Here is a 14,534-nt window from a genome sequence, read left to right on the forward strand (position 1 = left end):
GGCCGGTTGGATCAGTTTTTGCTACTCTAATCGAAGGTCTATCGATTCAAATAACGAAATAGAATTTGATTGAGGGCTAAAATATCGATCGGTTTGGTCAGAAATTGGTCCATTCCCACATCAAAACATTTTTTTCGTTCTTCATACAAGGCACCTGCGGTGAGTGCTATGATGGGAACAATTTGACCCGATGGTTGTTTGCGAATTTCTGTGACGGCTTCTAATCCATCCATATTAGGCATTTGGACATCCATAAAAACCAAATCAGGAATTGATTCTCGAAAGAAACGAACTCCCTCGAGTCCGTCTACGGCTTCTACAATTTGCGCCTTGGGAATGTATTTCAGAATCATACGTTTGAGAAGGTCACGATTCATATCATTGTCTTCCACCACCAAAATTTTTGGCGAAATTTCATTCAGTACGGGGTGATGGATATTCGCAAATAATTCATTTTGTAGTTCATTTTCTGATGAGACCGATTGGTTTGAAGTTTGGCCCCCTGCACTACATTCGATTACAAATCGAAATTCCGTTCCAATTCCCAACTTGGATTGAACTTCAATTTCTCCGCCCATCAAATCTAACAAAGATTTTGTGATTCGTAGTCCAAGTCCAGTCCCGCCATACCTTCTCGTTGAATTGGATTCTCCTTGCCAAAAGGATTGAAATAGATGAGTTTTTTGTTCTTCCGAAATTCCTATGCCTGTATCGGTAATGATAAATTCCAATTTTGTTTTTTGTGGTGATGCCTGGGTCGCACTTACTTTTAATACCACTCCACCAACTTCTGTGAATTTCACAGCATTCCCTAACAAATTAATGAGTATCTGGCGTAGTCTAGTTGCATCCACCAAAATAATTTTTGGTAATTCGAGTCCAACTTCAAGTTTGAGATCAATCCCCTTTTCATTGGCTTTCCATTTGAGAACACCTAACGAATCGTTGATGATTTGTTCCAAATTGGATGTAACTTCATTCAGAACCAATTTTCCAGCTTCAATCTTTGAAAAGTCCAAAACATCATTGATGATACCCAAAAGTCCGTGTGCACTGCTGATTGCATTTTGTACATACTCTCTTTGGTCCGAATTTAAATGAGTCGTTAATAATAATTCATTAAATCCAATCACTCCGTTTAAGGGAGTCCGAATCTCGTGGCTCATATTGGCAACAAATTCTGATTTTGCTTGGTTTGCCCTTTCTGCTTCTTTTTTGGCATTGAGAAGATGTAACTCAGCATTTTTTCGATCTGTAATATCGTTTAAGTGAACCACAAAATAGGAAGGTATTCCGTTCCTATCCTTCACTAAGGTATTTGAAATCTCTACCCAAAGTATATTTTGATCTTTCGAAAAAAAACGTTTTTCATAAATCATATTCTCTTTCGAACCACTAAGGGCCAATTCTCGAAATGTATCAAAAACCTGTTTGTCTTCTTCATAAGCAAACTCATTAGACCTTCGTCCGATGAGTTCGTCTGATTCATAACCTAACATCGATTCTAGTTTTTTATTCACTCTAATAAAACGACCATCTAGATCCAAAAGACAAACTCCAACGCCTGCATTATCAAAACTCATGCGGAATCGTTCTTCGCGATCTGCAAGTTCTTCTTGGAACTTACTTTCTTCCGTAATGTCACGGTTGATCGCAATGAGCCCAATTGTATGTCCTGATTTATCTTTTAAAAAACTGGCAGCAGATCGAATTTTTAATTTTTGTGAATTTTTATTGTATTGGTATACCTCTCCCTGCCAAATTCCATTGGTTTGGAGTTCCAAAATCCGACCCTCTCTCGTGGTTTCATTCTGTTCTGTTTTTAAAATGGAACCTGTGTATTGGCCGATCACTTCTTTTGCAGTGAATCCGTAAATACGTTCAGCGGCTAAATTCCAATTGATGATTCGGAATTCCATATCCGTAACAATCACCGCATCATAAAGATATTGTAAGATTAGCGAAGAATACACCTCGCTCGGAATTAAATTTTCCATTACTCCAATCACAAAAACCGCCTGCGAAAAAAGTGCAAGCGATAACCGACAATTCGTAGACATGAGTATATCTACCTATTTCTGAAAAGAGATCTCAACCCTGCGTTGAGATCCTTAGTTGATTGGTTTTTTAGAAAATTAAGTTATTTGAATGAGCGCAATAGGGACCTTTCCATTCTCTCCTCCATCTCGATGGATTTTATTTTGTACATAAAAAAAGGCGTTCAACTAATTGAACGCCTTCAATAAACGATAATGACGAACTAAGGCAATATCCTACTTCCCGCCCCCACTCGCTATTCCGCTCCGCGGGCGAGCTCTGCACCTTGCCCAATCTAATGCTATCGCCCCCTATTTTTCTTTCCGAAAAATCCTGGCAGGCTTCGGCTTCCTAACGAAGCCTCACCCATTTCGCAAACAATTGGTAACTAGCGGTAGATTGATAAAAAAGGATTTATACTTATAGACAGAAAAAAATTTTAACCCGCAATGCTGCGCAGTGACCCATAGGGAACGAGCAGGCGACATTCGCGGAGCAAGCTCTGCTTGCCTAGCGAATAGTCGCGGACGGCAGCCGGCAAAAACAGCGCGTCCAGAAATAAAAAAAGCGTGAACCTAAGTCCACGCTTCGTTATCGTATATGAGTGCTAACCCGGCAATGTCCTACTTCCACCCCCACTCGCTGTTCCGCTCCGCGGGCGAGTGTCCGAGTCTTGCTCCCTATGGGTCGCAAGCCTGTCATTTCGCGAACAATTTGTGACTAGCGGTACTATTGGGTTCGTTCAATGGATTTTATTTTGTACATAAAAAAAGCCAACCTTGCGGTTGGCCTTTTTTTATTGAGTTATGAGTGCTAACCCGGCAATGTCCTACTCTCCCATTGAACGAACCCAATAGTACCATCGGCGATGAGAAGCTTGACTTCCGTGTTCGGAATGGGAACGGGTATGGCCTTCTCTCCATAATCACCAGGAGTAATTACCATTACTTCTAAGTGTGCTGGATTTGCAAGTCTATTTAAAAGAAAATTTACAAATTTAAATCGTAAGTCACACCAAATTTTAAGCCGGAGACGAGGATATTGTGTTCAGCCGTTGCCGATACAAATTCCATTAAAGTGCCGAGGCTACTGAGTCCATTTTCAGAGACACTGAAGGCAATCGGACTTTGAGACTTAGCGGTCATCCTTTCACTTTCAAAGCTTGCAAACAAACGAAGTTTAGGTACAACGACAATACTTCCACCAACACTGATCTTTTCGGAATAGAACGTGTAACCACCGCTAGCATAGTTATATACAATGCCATTATTATAAATTCGGAAATGTTCAGAATTATAAGTACCGGTTGAATTTAAGAGGAAAGGTCCATAAATTAGAAAATCAGCAAAGAGAGTAGCACGTTCATTTAAATCGAATTCAAAACCAACTCCGAGAAGTCCAGAGGTTCCCGTAGCAGTTTTTGTATCTTGACCAAAGTAAACGGGAGCTCCTACACCGAGGTAATTTCCTTCTAATGATTGACCAACACTTCGTAATACATATTTGGGAAGGATTCGAAAATTGGAAACCGGAGAAAGTGTAAATCCAATGTTAATGTCAGAATAGAGCAAACGATAGTCGGCATCTTTGATACCCAAGCCGGTTGCGTAATACGAATTCCATTCATAACCACGGCCAAACCGGTTTAGGTGTAAGCCTAAAAAAACATTACTTAAGATCCCTGCATTTAAAGAATGAAAATAATCAAAACCTAAATCATTGATGAGGGTCATCCCGCGATTGTTTTGCCAATCTTGGTTGTATTCCAAACCAACAATGTCGCTATAAAAATTCCTTTTTTCGAAGTCAGGACGAAGGCTACCGAGAAATAAAGCACCTTTTAATCGTAATGTATTTCCATCTACTTTTCCTTGAGCAAATACGGAACTAGTAAATGCGGATATGATCATTAGAAAAAAAACGAGACTACGTTTCATTATTTGAATTACCTCTAGATCCAATAACAACTGGCAGAGGGTTGACTCAAGAAAAATTTACTGAATATAAACTAAAACTTAAAACTCCAAAGGCATATACATTGCGAAATGAAAGGTTCTTATTTCATATGTATAGCGGTTTTCTTTGAAGATCTTGTTATGCTCTGTAATATTTTGAGATTCGAGGTAAACCTCTCTATCTGGAATTACCTGTGCTAAACTTAATCCTGGATTCTGAAGGGCTTTTTCCGAGTCCCAAACCAAACTTTTGTTTATTTTTTTAATAGAATTTTTCGATTGGGGCATAAGGAAAATTGGTTCAGTTCAAATAGGTCGCCAGTTGTTTTTGTTTTATAGGAATGGGAAATAAAAAAGTGATATTCGGAATCCTTAATGTATTTCTGATCTCGATCCCAGTGATCAGATAGGATCAATACGTTGATTCTATTCTGTTCTAAAAATTGATCGAAACTGACATTCTTATCAGAGATCTGAAATTGTTTGCAGTTGGCATTGGGAAGATAGGCGCAGACACTTCCATCAAATGCCAAAATATTGTAAGTTTTTAATTCTAAATTTCGTAGCACCTGGAGAGTAAATATATTGCTACATGGATTACGGAGTGCCACTGAACGAATAGTTTTCGCCTTTTGGAAATAAAAAGTTAGAAGAATCACTACAACAATGGGAACTACAAAATACAACCAAATTGGATTGGATTTCAAAGTTCGAAAAATCTTATGAAAGTTTTTTTGCTGAATCGATAACAAAACGATCGAGACTAAAAAGTGTAAGATATAATGTTCCCTTGGAAAAATGACTAAAATCGTAACAAAACTAATTCCAAGTAAAACATAAAGAAGCAAATGGTTTGCAATTTTTCTTTTTTTTCTTAGGAAACAAATTTGAATGAACCCTTTTATCTCAAAGAATAAAAACGAGAAAATGAACACAATACCCACAACAGGTGGGATTAAAAACAATTCCTGAATTTTTTTAAGAAACAAATCCAGATTGTAAAAAAGATGAAAGCCAAAATGTTTAGGATTCAACATCCAAAGATCCAAAAGATTTTTTGCATCCCCAAAATCTTTTGTTAAGAGCAAACCACAGGTAGTCCAAGGATCTTCCATATATACATTTCTTACAAATTTTGAGAAAGCATAATGTTGGCAAAATGCAATATAGGATCTTTCACCATCGCTCGGATTATGAGTGAGAATGATTATGAATCCGAATAAATACAAAAAGAACTTTAGAAACAAAGATCCTTTTTTTCTTTTAACTCCCCATGACTTATATAAAATTAGAAAAAACAATAAGTAGTATAGGCACAAAAACTCAACTCTTGTGAACACAAGAAGAAAACAAAAGATAATGGATAGGAAATCATGATTTGCACGAAACGATATATATAACAACACCAACCATATACTCGATAATAAAGTAATAAAGGGCCAAAGGTCTGATAAAAATCGACTGGAAAAGAGAAGAATCAGAAAAGATACAATCAGAATTAGTTCTTTTTTTGATCGTGCGACAAAAAGGAAACAAACGCCAAAAAGAAATACTAAAAGTTGGAAATTAATAAAATAACGATCGATAGGATCTTTTATAAATTTAGATAAAATTTTATAATGAAGTCGATACACTGCGGAATCAACAAAAGCAAATTTCTGATTTCCTCCTTCTAGGTAATTTGTTTCATCATAAAATAAAATATCTCGATCGGGTTTGATGAAAAGAGAATTCGAAAGAAGAAACAACAAAACAAGAAGAGAATAGAGTTTGTAAAATTTTAGCTTCATCGAATCAGTTTCTTCCTAAACAGATGAACTATCTATCCAGAAACAAAGAAAAGTCCATTATTCTACGAAAATAATGAAACATCTTTCACGAAGCAAGATGTTTCATGAAACAAAGAACACCAATTCTTGAAAAAGTCTTTTATAGTTGTATCTCTATATCGGTAACAGGAAAGGCAACACAAGAGTGAATCCATCCGAACTTTTTATCAGACTTTCGAATTTTAGCCTCTGGAGGGCTGAATACTTTTCCTGATTTTAGTTTCACTCGACACAGACTACATTCACCCGATCGACAAGCATTCTCAGTAAAATATCCATTTCTTTCTAAACTATTCAGAAGAGGTTCTCCAACTTTCGCTAAAAAAGTTTGGTGATCTCCTACTTTGACTTTTACTTCCTTTGTAGGAAGAAGCGAATTAGGCCAACCTTCCATTGTGTCGGGTCTTGGAGGTGGGCCATTACTTTCGATTAAGATCCGTCCCGATTTAACTCCAAGCTCAGAAAGAAGTTTTCCTACATGTTCATTAAAAGGAGTGGGGCCACATACATAATACATTTTTGATGGAGCATTTTGAAGTAAAGTTTGTAATGTTTTAAAATCCAATCGACCACGATATCCCTTAAAATTTGGACTCACTTGACGAGAAAGGAACTCGGTCAAAATAAAGTTTTGGTGAACAGAAGCTAATGCCCGAAGTTCATCAATAAAAATTACATCATCTTCATAACTATTAGAATAAATGATATGGAATCGAAAGTCTTTGTCCGATGCCAAAAACGATTTCAACATACTCATTGCAGGAGCAATCCCTGATCCACCAGCAAGGAATACCAAATCGAAACCATGAAAAAGGGGATTGTGATGGAACGAACCCATTGGTCCGCTAGATTCAAATTCTTGTCCAACCTTTACATCATCCAACAAATATGGACTCACAAATCCACCTTCTGCTCGTTTGATGGTCAATTCATACGAATTTAAATCTTTTGGTGAGGAAGAAATCGAATAAGGTCTCGCTGTTTGAACACCCGAAAGAGAAACAAATAAATTGATGTACTGTCCCGCCTGGAAGGGAGGTAATTTTTTGCCATCAACAGAAACCATTTTTAAGGTTTTTGTTGAAACTGTATCCACACGAATTTCTTCTACACGAAGTTTCAGCCGCTTTGGATGAAGACTGTTTATTTTTTGTCGAACAAGACCCTTCTCTTCTTTAAAGTTAGAACCCTTATTTTCCAATTCCTCTTTTTTTAAAGCTGCTTCCTGGAACCCAACAACAGAGTTCAAAATGTTTGTTTCTAGTTTTTTATTGTTATCTAACATATCTTATTTCCTATCAGTTAAAGTTGAGTTGTTCGATTTGGTTGAATCCTTTACTTTTCATGGAGCCGTAACATTTGTTTTTGATTTACGATGGATGTTCGAACGTTTTAAAATTTTCCGTGCAGTATAATAACCATTCAAATAGGTTGGTTGGAACCCACCCATACTGGTCCAACTGCTGGCAGAATAAAGTCCATCAATTGCATCCAAAGATTCACGAAACAAATGTCCATCTTGTAACATTTGTTTGAAACCATATATGGCCCCACCCGGTGTATTCAGATAACGCATCATCGTCATTGGTGTGGCAACTTCTGCCTTTTCAATATGTGCTCTAATTTTAGGATATGCCTTTTCAACAAGATCAATTAGTTTATCACCAAACTCATATTTTGTGGAAATATATTGTTCAGGAAGTATATCCTTCCACGCTTCTCCATATTGTAAGGCAACAAGAGTGACTACCGATTTTCCTTTTGGAGCAAGTTCCAAATCAATAAAATTATAACAAGTTACCATTCCCCAATCAGGAGCATCCAAAGTATACATACGATCTTCATTGACCTCTGCATTAGAAGTTGTCATTACAAAAGTGGAAGCAGTTGTGAAGCCTAATTCTTCAGGAGGACAATCCAAACCCAAATAAAGGCAAACGGCTGAAACGCCCATCCTTCTTGATTGGAAATCTTTTAAAACAGAAGGAGGCGTTTCTAAATCTAACATTTCATGGTAAGTGATAAGAGGACTTGCGTTCGATACAACAGCATCGCAAGTGACAGTCTCTCCTGTTTCGAGAAGAACAGCTCGCACAGCTCCGTTCTCTGTGAGAATTTTTTCTGCTGCGCAATGAAAACGAACTTCCCCACCTGCTTCTTCAAAAGAATTAAGTAGCGCACTCGAAAGCATTTGGGAACCGCCTTTGATATGCCAAGGTTTATAAACACAATAAAAAAATACCATACCTATGAATTCAGCAAAAACCAAGTCCGTTGTAGGTATACCAACATAACTCCAATAAGGTGTGATGACACTAATGAGATCTTCATTCTTAAAAAATTCATTTAATACATCGGTTGTGGAACGAAGGCCGTAAGATGAGAAATTTGGACATTTTGTTCGAATTTTTTCCTGATCGTTGGATAACCTAACTCTCGGCAAAATAAAATAATACTCATTCACAACGGCTTCACTAAGAGTAAAAAAACGATCAATCGAATTCCCTTCTTCTGGAAAAAGACTCTTTAAATGGTTTTTTAATTCTTCCCAATCGGCAGGCAATGTAACATCTAATTTTCCAGGTATCACAATACGATAGAGTTCTTCTTCTTGAACTAAAACTATTTTATCCAGAACACCAAGTTCTTCAAAGACACGGCGCATGATAAATGGATTTGATTCTGTTCCCACCCCGCTGAGTTGATGGAGGGCCACTTCAAATTCAAAATCTCCTCTCACAAAGGAGGTTGCACAACCACCAGGGACGTTATGCCTCTCGAGTAACAAAGTTTTTGAACCTTCTCGCTGCAATCGAGTAGCGGCCATTAAACCGGCGTTACCGGCACCAATTACAACAGTGTCATAATGAGACATTTTTATTCTCCACAGGGTAATCCTTATGAAGAACACCCAATCTTTACACTGTAAAGATTGCAACCTTTTTTCTTGTCCCGATTTTTTAAATCTCCACCCCTTCGCATCAAAATTCACGTTACGTCTCTTTTGAAACCTTTACTGAAAAGAATTTACAACGGAAGCATTGGGCCCTACTAGGTTGTAATGGCCGGGAAAAAAGTGAAAATAGACAAACCTACCAGTTCCTACCATCACGGTGACCTTCGCCCTGCCCTTATATCTGCTGCGCGAAGCTTGTTGCAAAACCAAGGGGCCGATGCCCTTTCTTTACGATCTATCGCTTCTGCCATTGGTGTCACACATATGGCCCCCTATGCTCACTTTAAAGGGAAACAAGAATTACTACAGTCGGTAGCCGCATCCGGGTATAATGAACTGGCTGCGAATATGCTTGCGGCCCAAAAAAAACATCCGAAAGTCCAAGGTCGAATGATGGCCTATCATTACGGTGTGGAATACATCCATTTTGCAATCGCAAGTCCCAACCTTTACCGATTGATGATGAGCCAAATTGATTTGGAAAAAAAAATGGGTTCAGATCCACACGAAAGAGAGATTTGGGTGAGTTCACAACGTCCCTTTCGTTTGTTGTTTGCTGCCTTTGCAAATGAAAAAGTTAGTAAAAAATTAGCTCATGCCAGAGCACTTGGAGCTTGGGCTACTGTACATGGAATTGCTTCTCTTGCCATCGATGGACACTTAGTCCTTCCGGAAGGAATGGATGTGATCCAATTATTCAAAGCAACCGTTAGTTCCTCAGTGGATCTAGGATAAAAAAAACTATGACAAAAAGTAAATTATTAGAAATGCATAACGTCGGAATCGTTGTGGAATCAATCGACAACGCTATTTCTTTTTTTCAAGAAATTGGACTAACACTGGAAGGAAGAATGGTCGTTGCAGGTGAATGGGCAGGGCAAGTCACAGGACTTAAGAATCAGGAAGTAGAGATTGCAATGATGGTGACCCCAGACGGACACACTCGCATAGAACTATCTCAATTTATATCACCAAAAACAATCGCTGACCACAGAACAGCTCCAGTCAATTCTCTTGGTTATCTTCGTATTATGTTTAGAGTGGACAACCTAGACGAATTGTTATCTCGCTTAGAAAAACATGGAGCCACGCTCGTTGGCGATGTGGTTATATTTGAAAATATATATAAACTCTGTTATATTCGTGGAGTTGAGGGAATCCTCATTGGGCTTGCCGAACAAATCGGAACCCAAACAGCAACGGATATTTTAGAGAACTGAATGAAACTAATTTATCCTGTTTTGTTTTTTGTTTTCATCTCAAACTGCACTCGGTTTATACTTTCACCTGGCATCAATTCAGATCTATCGGTCAGGATCCATGAGTCTAAAAATCCAACTGACGATAGTAAATACAAATTGTCTGTTTTTAAACTTAGCGACCAAAATTTAGAATTAGCTTTATTTGATATAAATAACTTCTCTTCACTAAACCCAAACTTTAATAAAAATTTGGAAGAAATTTACAAAGATATTAAAATAACCAACTTCGCATTTATCATCGAAGTATTCGCAGAAAATGGATTAGAAGATTTAAACCAAATAAACGAAATCGAAATTGATAATCCAGATTGTAAAGCTACCAAATACATAATTTATCGTTATGATTATATCAAATTCGTCCTTGTTCGCGGGAAGAGAGAAAATATTTATCCAAAATTTCCAGAAGAAAAATACCAATTTGAATTTCAACCGAAGATGGCTAACGTCGAAATCACAGAGCTCCCAAGAAAACGCATTCTAATTTATTTCGATCAATCATGTAATCCTGCCCATTCAAGAAAAATAAATTTCAAAATTAAATCACAAATAAATATTAATTATACAATCGAATTGTCAGAAGCCGCATAAAACCATCTAACTCTTATTATATCAAAAAACCATACGACTGTCCATTCCGCCTTGCTCAATCTAATGCTATCGCCCCCCTATTTTTCTTTCCGAAAAATCCTGGCAGGCTTCGGCTTCCTAACGAAGCCTCACCCATTTCGCGAACAATTGGTAACTAATGGTAGATTGATAAAAAAGGATTTATATTTATAGATAGAAAAAAAATCTACCCGGCAATGCTGCGCAGTGACCCGTAGGAAACGAGCAGCTAATCGTTGAAAGCCATGAAGGTTTTGTGATAAATCCACCCGGCAATCATGCCGGAAAAAATAGAGCAAGACACCTTGCTCTATTTTTGAGGCAGCGACCGCTACTGCGAGTCGCGGACATTAGCCGGACCACACAGAGCACCCACAAATAAAAAAAGCGTGAACCTAAGTCCACGCTTCGTTATCGTATATGAGTGCTAACCCGGCAATATCCTACTTCCCGCCCCACTCGCTGTTCCGCTCCGCGGGCGAGTGTCCGAGTCTTGCTCCCTATGGGTCGCAAGCCTGTCATTTCGCGAACAATTGGTAACTAGCGGTAGATTGATAAAAAAGGATTTATACTTATAGACAGAAAAAAATTTTAACCCGCAATGCTGCGCAGTGACCCGTAGGGAACGAGCAGGCGACATTCGCGGAGCAAGCTCTGCTTGCCTAGCGAATAGTCGCGGACGGCAGCCGGCAAAAACAGAACACCCACAAACAAAAAAGGCGCTCACTTTCATGAACGCCTTAATAAACTATAATTGCTAACCCGGCAATGTCCTACTCTCCCATTGAGCGAACCCAATAGTACCATCGGCGATGAGAAGCTTGACTTCCGTGTTCGGAATGGGAACGGGTATGGCCTTCTCTCCATAATCACCAGGAGTAATTACCATGTGTACAGAGAGGTTCGGTTAGTCAAACCTTTCATTAAGAAAAGGTTGCGTTTTTTTAGGAAACTGAAACTTTTTCTTTATGCCTGAATTGACGGAACCATTGGTAAAAACTGAAAATTTCACGGTGATGGGCCTCAAAATCCGGACTTCAAATGCCCCTGGTGATGCTGATATCAAAATACCATCAATCTACTCTCGGTTTTACAAAGAAGACATTCCAAAACAAATGGAGATGTTTCGAAAGTATGATCCACTTTTTGCAGTTTATTTCAACTATGCATCAGATGAAAATGGGGCTTATGATTTTTTGTTAGGTTATGCTGTCGAAACAAACACAAAGTTATTACCAGGAATGGAGATAGTGCACGTCGGACCACAAAACGGTCGTTATTTTCAAATCCAACCGGGAGCACCAGAAGAAGTTGTCCCTAAATTTTGGGCAGAGATTTGGAACCATCCAGAAATTCCCAAAATCAGAACCTACCAAACAGATTGGGAAGAATATTCGGAAGCAGGGATCAGAGTTTTTTTATCTACAAAGTAGTAAAAAGGGATGTCTCACTTTTTTTAATTCACAAAAATAATATTCGTCACTCGCATTTGCTTAGGTGGTTCGATAGCAAGTCTTTTGAAATTAGAATTACGCTCTGAAAAACATTTGTTTAGATTTCAGTTGATTGGTGTTTTCTATCCACCACTAGTTCCCGCCAATCGTTTACGGTCCAAACCCAAATCCCAACGAAAAGGGAAGTAGCAATCCAAAGGCCAATGATAGAACCTGGGATTAATAAAAAGTCGACAACCCCATGTTGCATAACGGCCAAAGCAAATCCCAATGCAATGTACAAACGTTTGTTGGCATTATCAATTTTCAAATTGCTCTTCAATAAAAACAAAGAAAAACAGAGATTGATCAGCAAATGGATATTGGAAGAATGAACGGTTCGTGCAACGAAGAGGTCGAATTTTTTTTCGTCCGGCTCTCTTGCAATGTAATGAGTGTTTTCAATAAAAGAAAATCCCATTGCCACAAAAGATCCAAACAAAACCACATTAGGAGAAAAGGTTTTTGTTTTTTTATCATAACCTAAAACAAAAGACAAAACCATAATAAAAAAAATCTTAAATGTCTCTTCAGTGATCCCTGCTTGGATAAATGCCAAATGAGCAGTTTGAGTTAACATACTTACTTTTTTCTTTGGCATAAAATCTGTTTCTGGCCAAAGGATGGGATGTAGTCTAAGAATTAAATCTGTGGACAACCAACCAAAGAACAAAGCCAAAAAGATACCCAATACTTCCTGCCAACCTTTTTTAGGTTTGTATGCCTTCCAAATGACGATTGCCCAAGGAAGAATCGTGAATGATCCAATCAAATAATCAATGGGTCCAATTTCTTTCATTCTGGTAACTCTTCCATATAACGCCCGTCAAATAAATTGATCATTTCTTTTTGTAATTGTGTGGGAACAAACTCAGGATCAATCGGTCCATTCCAAAAAAGTTCCGTCACACGAATGTCGTTTTTGGTTCCTGGTGGTGGCATTAGTGGACCCAAACTTTCTACAAGTTGTAAAGTGCGTAAGTCCTGATCTGGATAATCAGATGCTTCCACAAGTTCCACATCAATCACATCCCCATCTTGGGTAATGGTATAAGCAACCACAGAAGAATATGGATGAGGAGCTTTGGCCCAGTAGTCCATATAACTTTCTGGGATTCTCATTTTTGCAGAAATATAATTGGAGTAAGTTGGCGGAACTTTTTTACCTTTAATTTTTTTGATATAACCTTTGACCGGGCCATTGTCCGCTACTTTTTCGTTGGAAATCTTTTCGCCCTTCTCTTTGTTTTCCGTTTCATTCCCGGTAACAATTCCCCCATTTAATCCTCTCGTATCATCAGGGACATTGGGATCGATGAAATAGAACTCCATTTTTTCTGGACGAAAGTGATCATTCTTTTGTGAGGACTGTTCTTTCTTTTTACCACGTTGCAAAGTGATCGGGATCAGAAAAACAAGAGAGATCAAAATCAAATGAAAGAGTAAAGAAAGTGGCAAAACATTTCGGAAACCTTTTCGTAGCCCAGGTTTGAAAAAGGGTTCTGACTCACCTACTTTATCTTCTTTAACTCCTAAGTTTTCTAAACTAAACGATTTTTCGAGTAAGTATGAGGAGTAAAAGTAAATTCCCACAAGTGCTAATACAGAAAACCCCGCATAGGCAATGTTTTGTGACGAAATAAAAAAATCTTTATCAGGAACTCCTGGTTTTAATCCAAACCCTGCCAAAAACTGAATCCCAAAAATGGGACTTAAATAGGAAAACACCCAAACGGCAGAAAATAAAAAAAGTAACAAAGTTAAAAATAAAATAGGAAACCCACGCCAATACTCATAAACATAAATATGCCCGAATCCAGGAAGGATATGATCTCGGAATTTTGCTTTTTCTTTGACGATAAGTTCTAATCGGAATGGGAATTTTCCTTGTGAGACAACGGCTGCTTTCCACCTTTCGCGGATACGGATTCCTTCCATATAACGTAGATAAGGTTTTGCAATCAACGAAGGAATTTTGTTTCGATTGAAACTAAACAAAAGGATACAAAGTGAAATCGAATAATTAAAAACAAACTGGTATACATCCACAAGCGGTGCCAACGGAGAAAGTGATTTGTTGGGATGTAATTTTTCAGAAAGGTATTGGAATGCAAAATTGAGAAGAAGGGCAAGAAACAATACTAACAACAAAGTATCAAACTTGGAATCGCGAATTCGCATCTCAGTGCGGATTCTTCCATAAGGATGTTCCGTTTGTAACCTTGCCGTTCGGATGGATTCTCTTTTTTTGTTTCTTTTGTGGCTATGAAAGTAGTTTGTTAGCAGCAAAAGAAAACAGATGACCACAAATCCAAACTTTAGCTGGAGGCCCCGAGAATCCTTTGCCAAAAATTCATTGATGACTGCCTCCCATTCGAGTCCCGACCTGTGCACAA

At 38.2% G+C, this 14,534-nt stretch carries 11 protein-coding genes and 2 rRNA genes; 4 read left to right on the forward strand and 9 right to left on the reverse strand.

Going from position 1 to position 14,534, the window contains the following annotated elements:
- Window positions 1-38: 38 nt before the first annotated feature.
- The 6 genes from EHQ47_RS19355 to EHQ47_RS19385 form a co-directional block, all read right to left on the reverse strand.
- On the reverse strand, window positions 39-1,997 hold the full coding sequence (locus EHQ47_RS19355; RefSeq protein WP_135749470.1) for a PAS domain-containing hybrid sensor histidine kinase/response regulator: 1,959 nt from the start codon (window positions 1,995-1,997) through the stop codon (window positions 39-41).
- A gap of 856 nt (window positions 1,998-2,853) precedes the next feature.
- A 5S ribosomal RNA gene (rrf, locus tag EHQ47_RS19360) occupies window positions 2,854-2,970 on the reverse strand.
- Between the two features lie 56 nt (window positions 2,971-3,026).
- Window positions 3,027-3,974, reverse strand: a complete 948-nt coding sequence (locus EHQ47_RS19365; protein ID WP_135747797.1) for a hypothetical protein — start codon at window positions 3,972-3,974, stop codon at window positions 3,027-3,029.
- Window positions 3,975-4,246: 272 nt separating this feature from the next.
- The gene (locus EHQ47_RS19375) at window positions 4,247-5,782 is read right to left on the reverse strand and encodes a hypothetical protein (RefSeq protein ID WP_135777906.1); all 1,536 of its coding nucleotides are present in this window, start codon (window positions 5,780-5,782) and stop codon (window positions 4,247-4,249) included.
- A gap of 139 nt (window positions 5,783-5,921) precedes the next feature.
- Window positions 5,922-7,106, reverse strand: coding sequence for an FAD-binding oxidoreductase (locus EHQ47_RS19380; protein WP_135777907.1), 1,185 nt, complete (start codon window positions 7,104-7,106; stop codon window positions 5,922-5,924).
- Between the two features lie 57 nt (window positions 7,107-7,163).
- Window positions 7,164-8,696: a phytoene desaturase family protein gene (locus EHQ47_RS19385; RefSeq protein ID WP_135777909.1), complete on the reverse strand. Its 1,533-nt coding sequence runs from the start codon at window positions 8,694-8,696 to the stop codon at window positions 7,164-7,166.
- A 186-nt stretch (window positions 8,697-8,882) separates the two neighbouring features.
- Between EHQ47_RS19385 and EHQ47_RS19390 the strand changes: the two genes are divergently transcribed.
- The 3 genes from EHQ47_RS19390 to EHQ47_RS19400 are packed head-to-tail and all read left to right on the forward strand — an operon-like array spanning window position 8,883 to window position 10,627.
- Window positions 8,883-9,512: a TetR/AcrR family transcriptional regulator gene (locus EHQ47_RS19390; protein WP_135777911.1), complete on the forward strand. Its 630-nt coding sequence runs from the start codon at window positions 8,883-8,885 to the stop codon at window positions 9,510-9,512.
- Between the two features lie 8 nt (window positions 9,513-9,520).
- Window positions 9,521-9,997: a VOC family protein gene (locus EHQ47_RS19395; protein ID WP_135777914.1), complete on the forward strand. Its 477-nt coding sequence runs from the start codon at window positions 9,521-9,523 to the stop codon at window positions 9,995-9,997.
- Window positions 9,998-10,627 carry a hypothetical protein gene (locus tag EHQ47_RS19400; RefSeq protein WP_135749954.1) on the forward strand — a complete coding sequence of 210 codons (630 nt, stop codon included), beginning with the start codon at window positions 9,998-10,000 and terminating at the stop codon, window positions 10,625-10,627.
- A 778-nt stretch (window positions 10,628-11,405) separates the two neighbouring features.
- On the opposite strand, the gene rrf (EHQ47_RS19405) is transcribed toward EHQ47_RS19400, so the two are convergent.
- A 5S ribosomal RNA gene (rrf, locus tag EHQ47_RS19405) occupies window positions 11,406-11,522 on the reverse strand.
- Window positions 11,523-11,613: 91 nt separating this feature from the next.
- Between rrf (EHQ47_RS19405) and EHQ47_RS19410 the strand changes: the two genes are divergently transcribed.
- Window positions 11,614-12,078 carry a GyrI-like domain-containing protein gene (locus EHQ47_RS19410; RefSeq protein WP_135749177.1) on the forward strand — a complete coding sequence of 155 codons (465 nt, stop codon included), beginning with the start codon at window positions 11,614-11,616 and terminating at the stop codon, window positions 12,076-12,078.
- Between the two features lie 118 nt (window positions 12,079-12,196).
- Here EHQ47_RS19410 and EHQ47_RS19415 read toward each other — a convergent pair whose 3' ends face one another.
- Entirely contained in the window at window positions 12,197-12,937 is a 741-nt protein-coding gene (locus EHQ47_RS19415) for a PrsW family glutamic-type intramembrane protease (protein WP_135777916.1), read from the reverse strand.
- A partial coding sequence (locus tag EHQ47_RS19420; RefSeq protein WP_135777918.1) for an energy transducer TonB family protein occupies window positions 12,934-14,534 on the reverse strand: 1,601 nt, incomplete at its 5' end. The genes EHQ47_RS19415 and EHQ47_RS19420, both read right to left, overlap by 4 nt.

The sequence above is a fragment of the Leptospira bourretii genome (assembly GCF_004770145.1).
Taxonomy (GTDB): domain Bacteria; phylum Spirochaetota; class Leptospiria; order Leptospirales; family Leptospiraceae; genus Leptospira_A; species Leptospira_A bourretii.

Coding starts and splice junctions, on each gene's coding strand:
- EHQ47_RS19410 (WP_135749177.1), top strand. CDS start 11,614: ATGCCTGAATTGACGGAACCATTGGTAAAAACTGAAAATTTCACGGTG.
- EHQ47_RS19415 (WP_135777916.1), bottom strand. CDS start 12,937: ATGAAAGAAATTGGACCCATTGATTATTTGATTGGATCATTCACGATT.
- EHQ47_RS19355 (WP_135749470.1), bottom strand. CDS start 1,997: ATGGAAAATTTAATTCCGAGCGAGGTGTATTCTTCGCTAATCTTACAA.
- EHQ47_RS19395 (WP_135777914.1), top strand. CDS start 9,521: ATGACAAAAAGTAAATTATTAGAAATGCATAACGTCGGAATCGTTGTG.
- EHQ47_RS19400 (WP_135749954.1), top strand. CDS start 9,998: ATGAAACTAATTTATCCTGTTTTGTTTTTTGTTTTCATCTCAAACTGC.
- EHQ47_RS19375 (WP_135777906.1), bottom strand. CDS start 5,782: ATGAAGCTAAAATTTTACAAACTCTATTCTCTTCTTGTTTTGTTGTTT.
- EHQ47_RS19385 (WP_135777909.1), bottom strand. CDS start 8,696: ATGTCTCATTATGACACTGTTGTAATTGGTGCCGGTAACGCCGGTTTA.
- EHQ47_RS19390 (WP_135777911.1), top strand. CDS start 8,883: ATGGCCGGGAAAAAAGTGAAAATAGACAAACCTACCAGTTCCTACCAT.
- EHQ47_RS19365 (WP_135747797.1), bottom strand. CDS start 3,974: ATGAAACGTAGTCTCGTTTTTTTTCTAATGATCATATCCGCATTTACT.
- EHQ47_RS19380 (WP_135777907.1), bottom strand. CDS start 7,106: ATGTTAGATAACAATAAAAAACTAGAAACAAACATTTTGAACTCTGTT.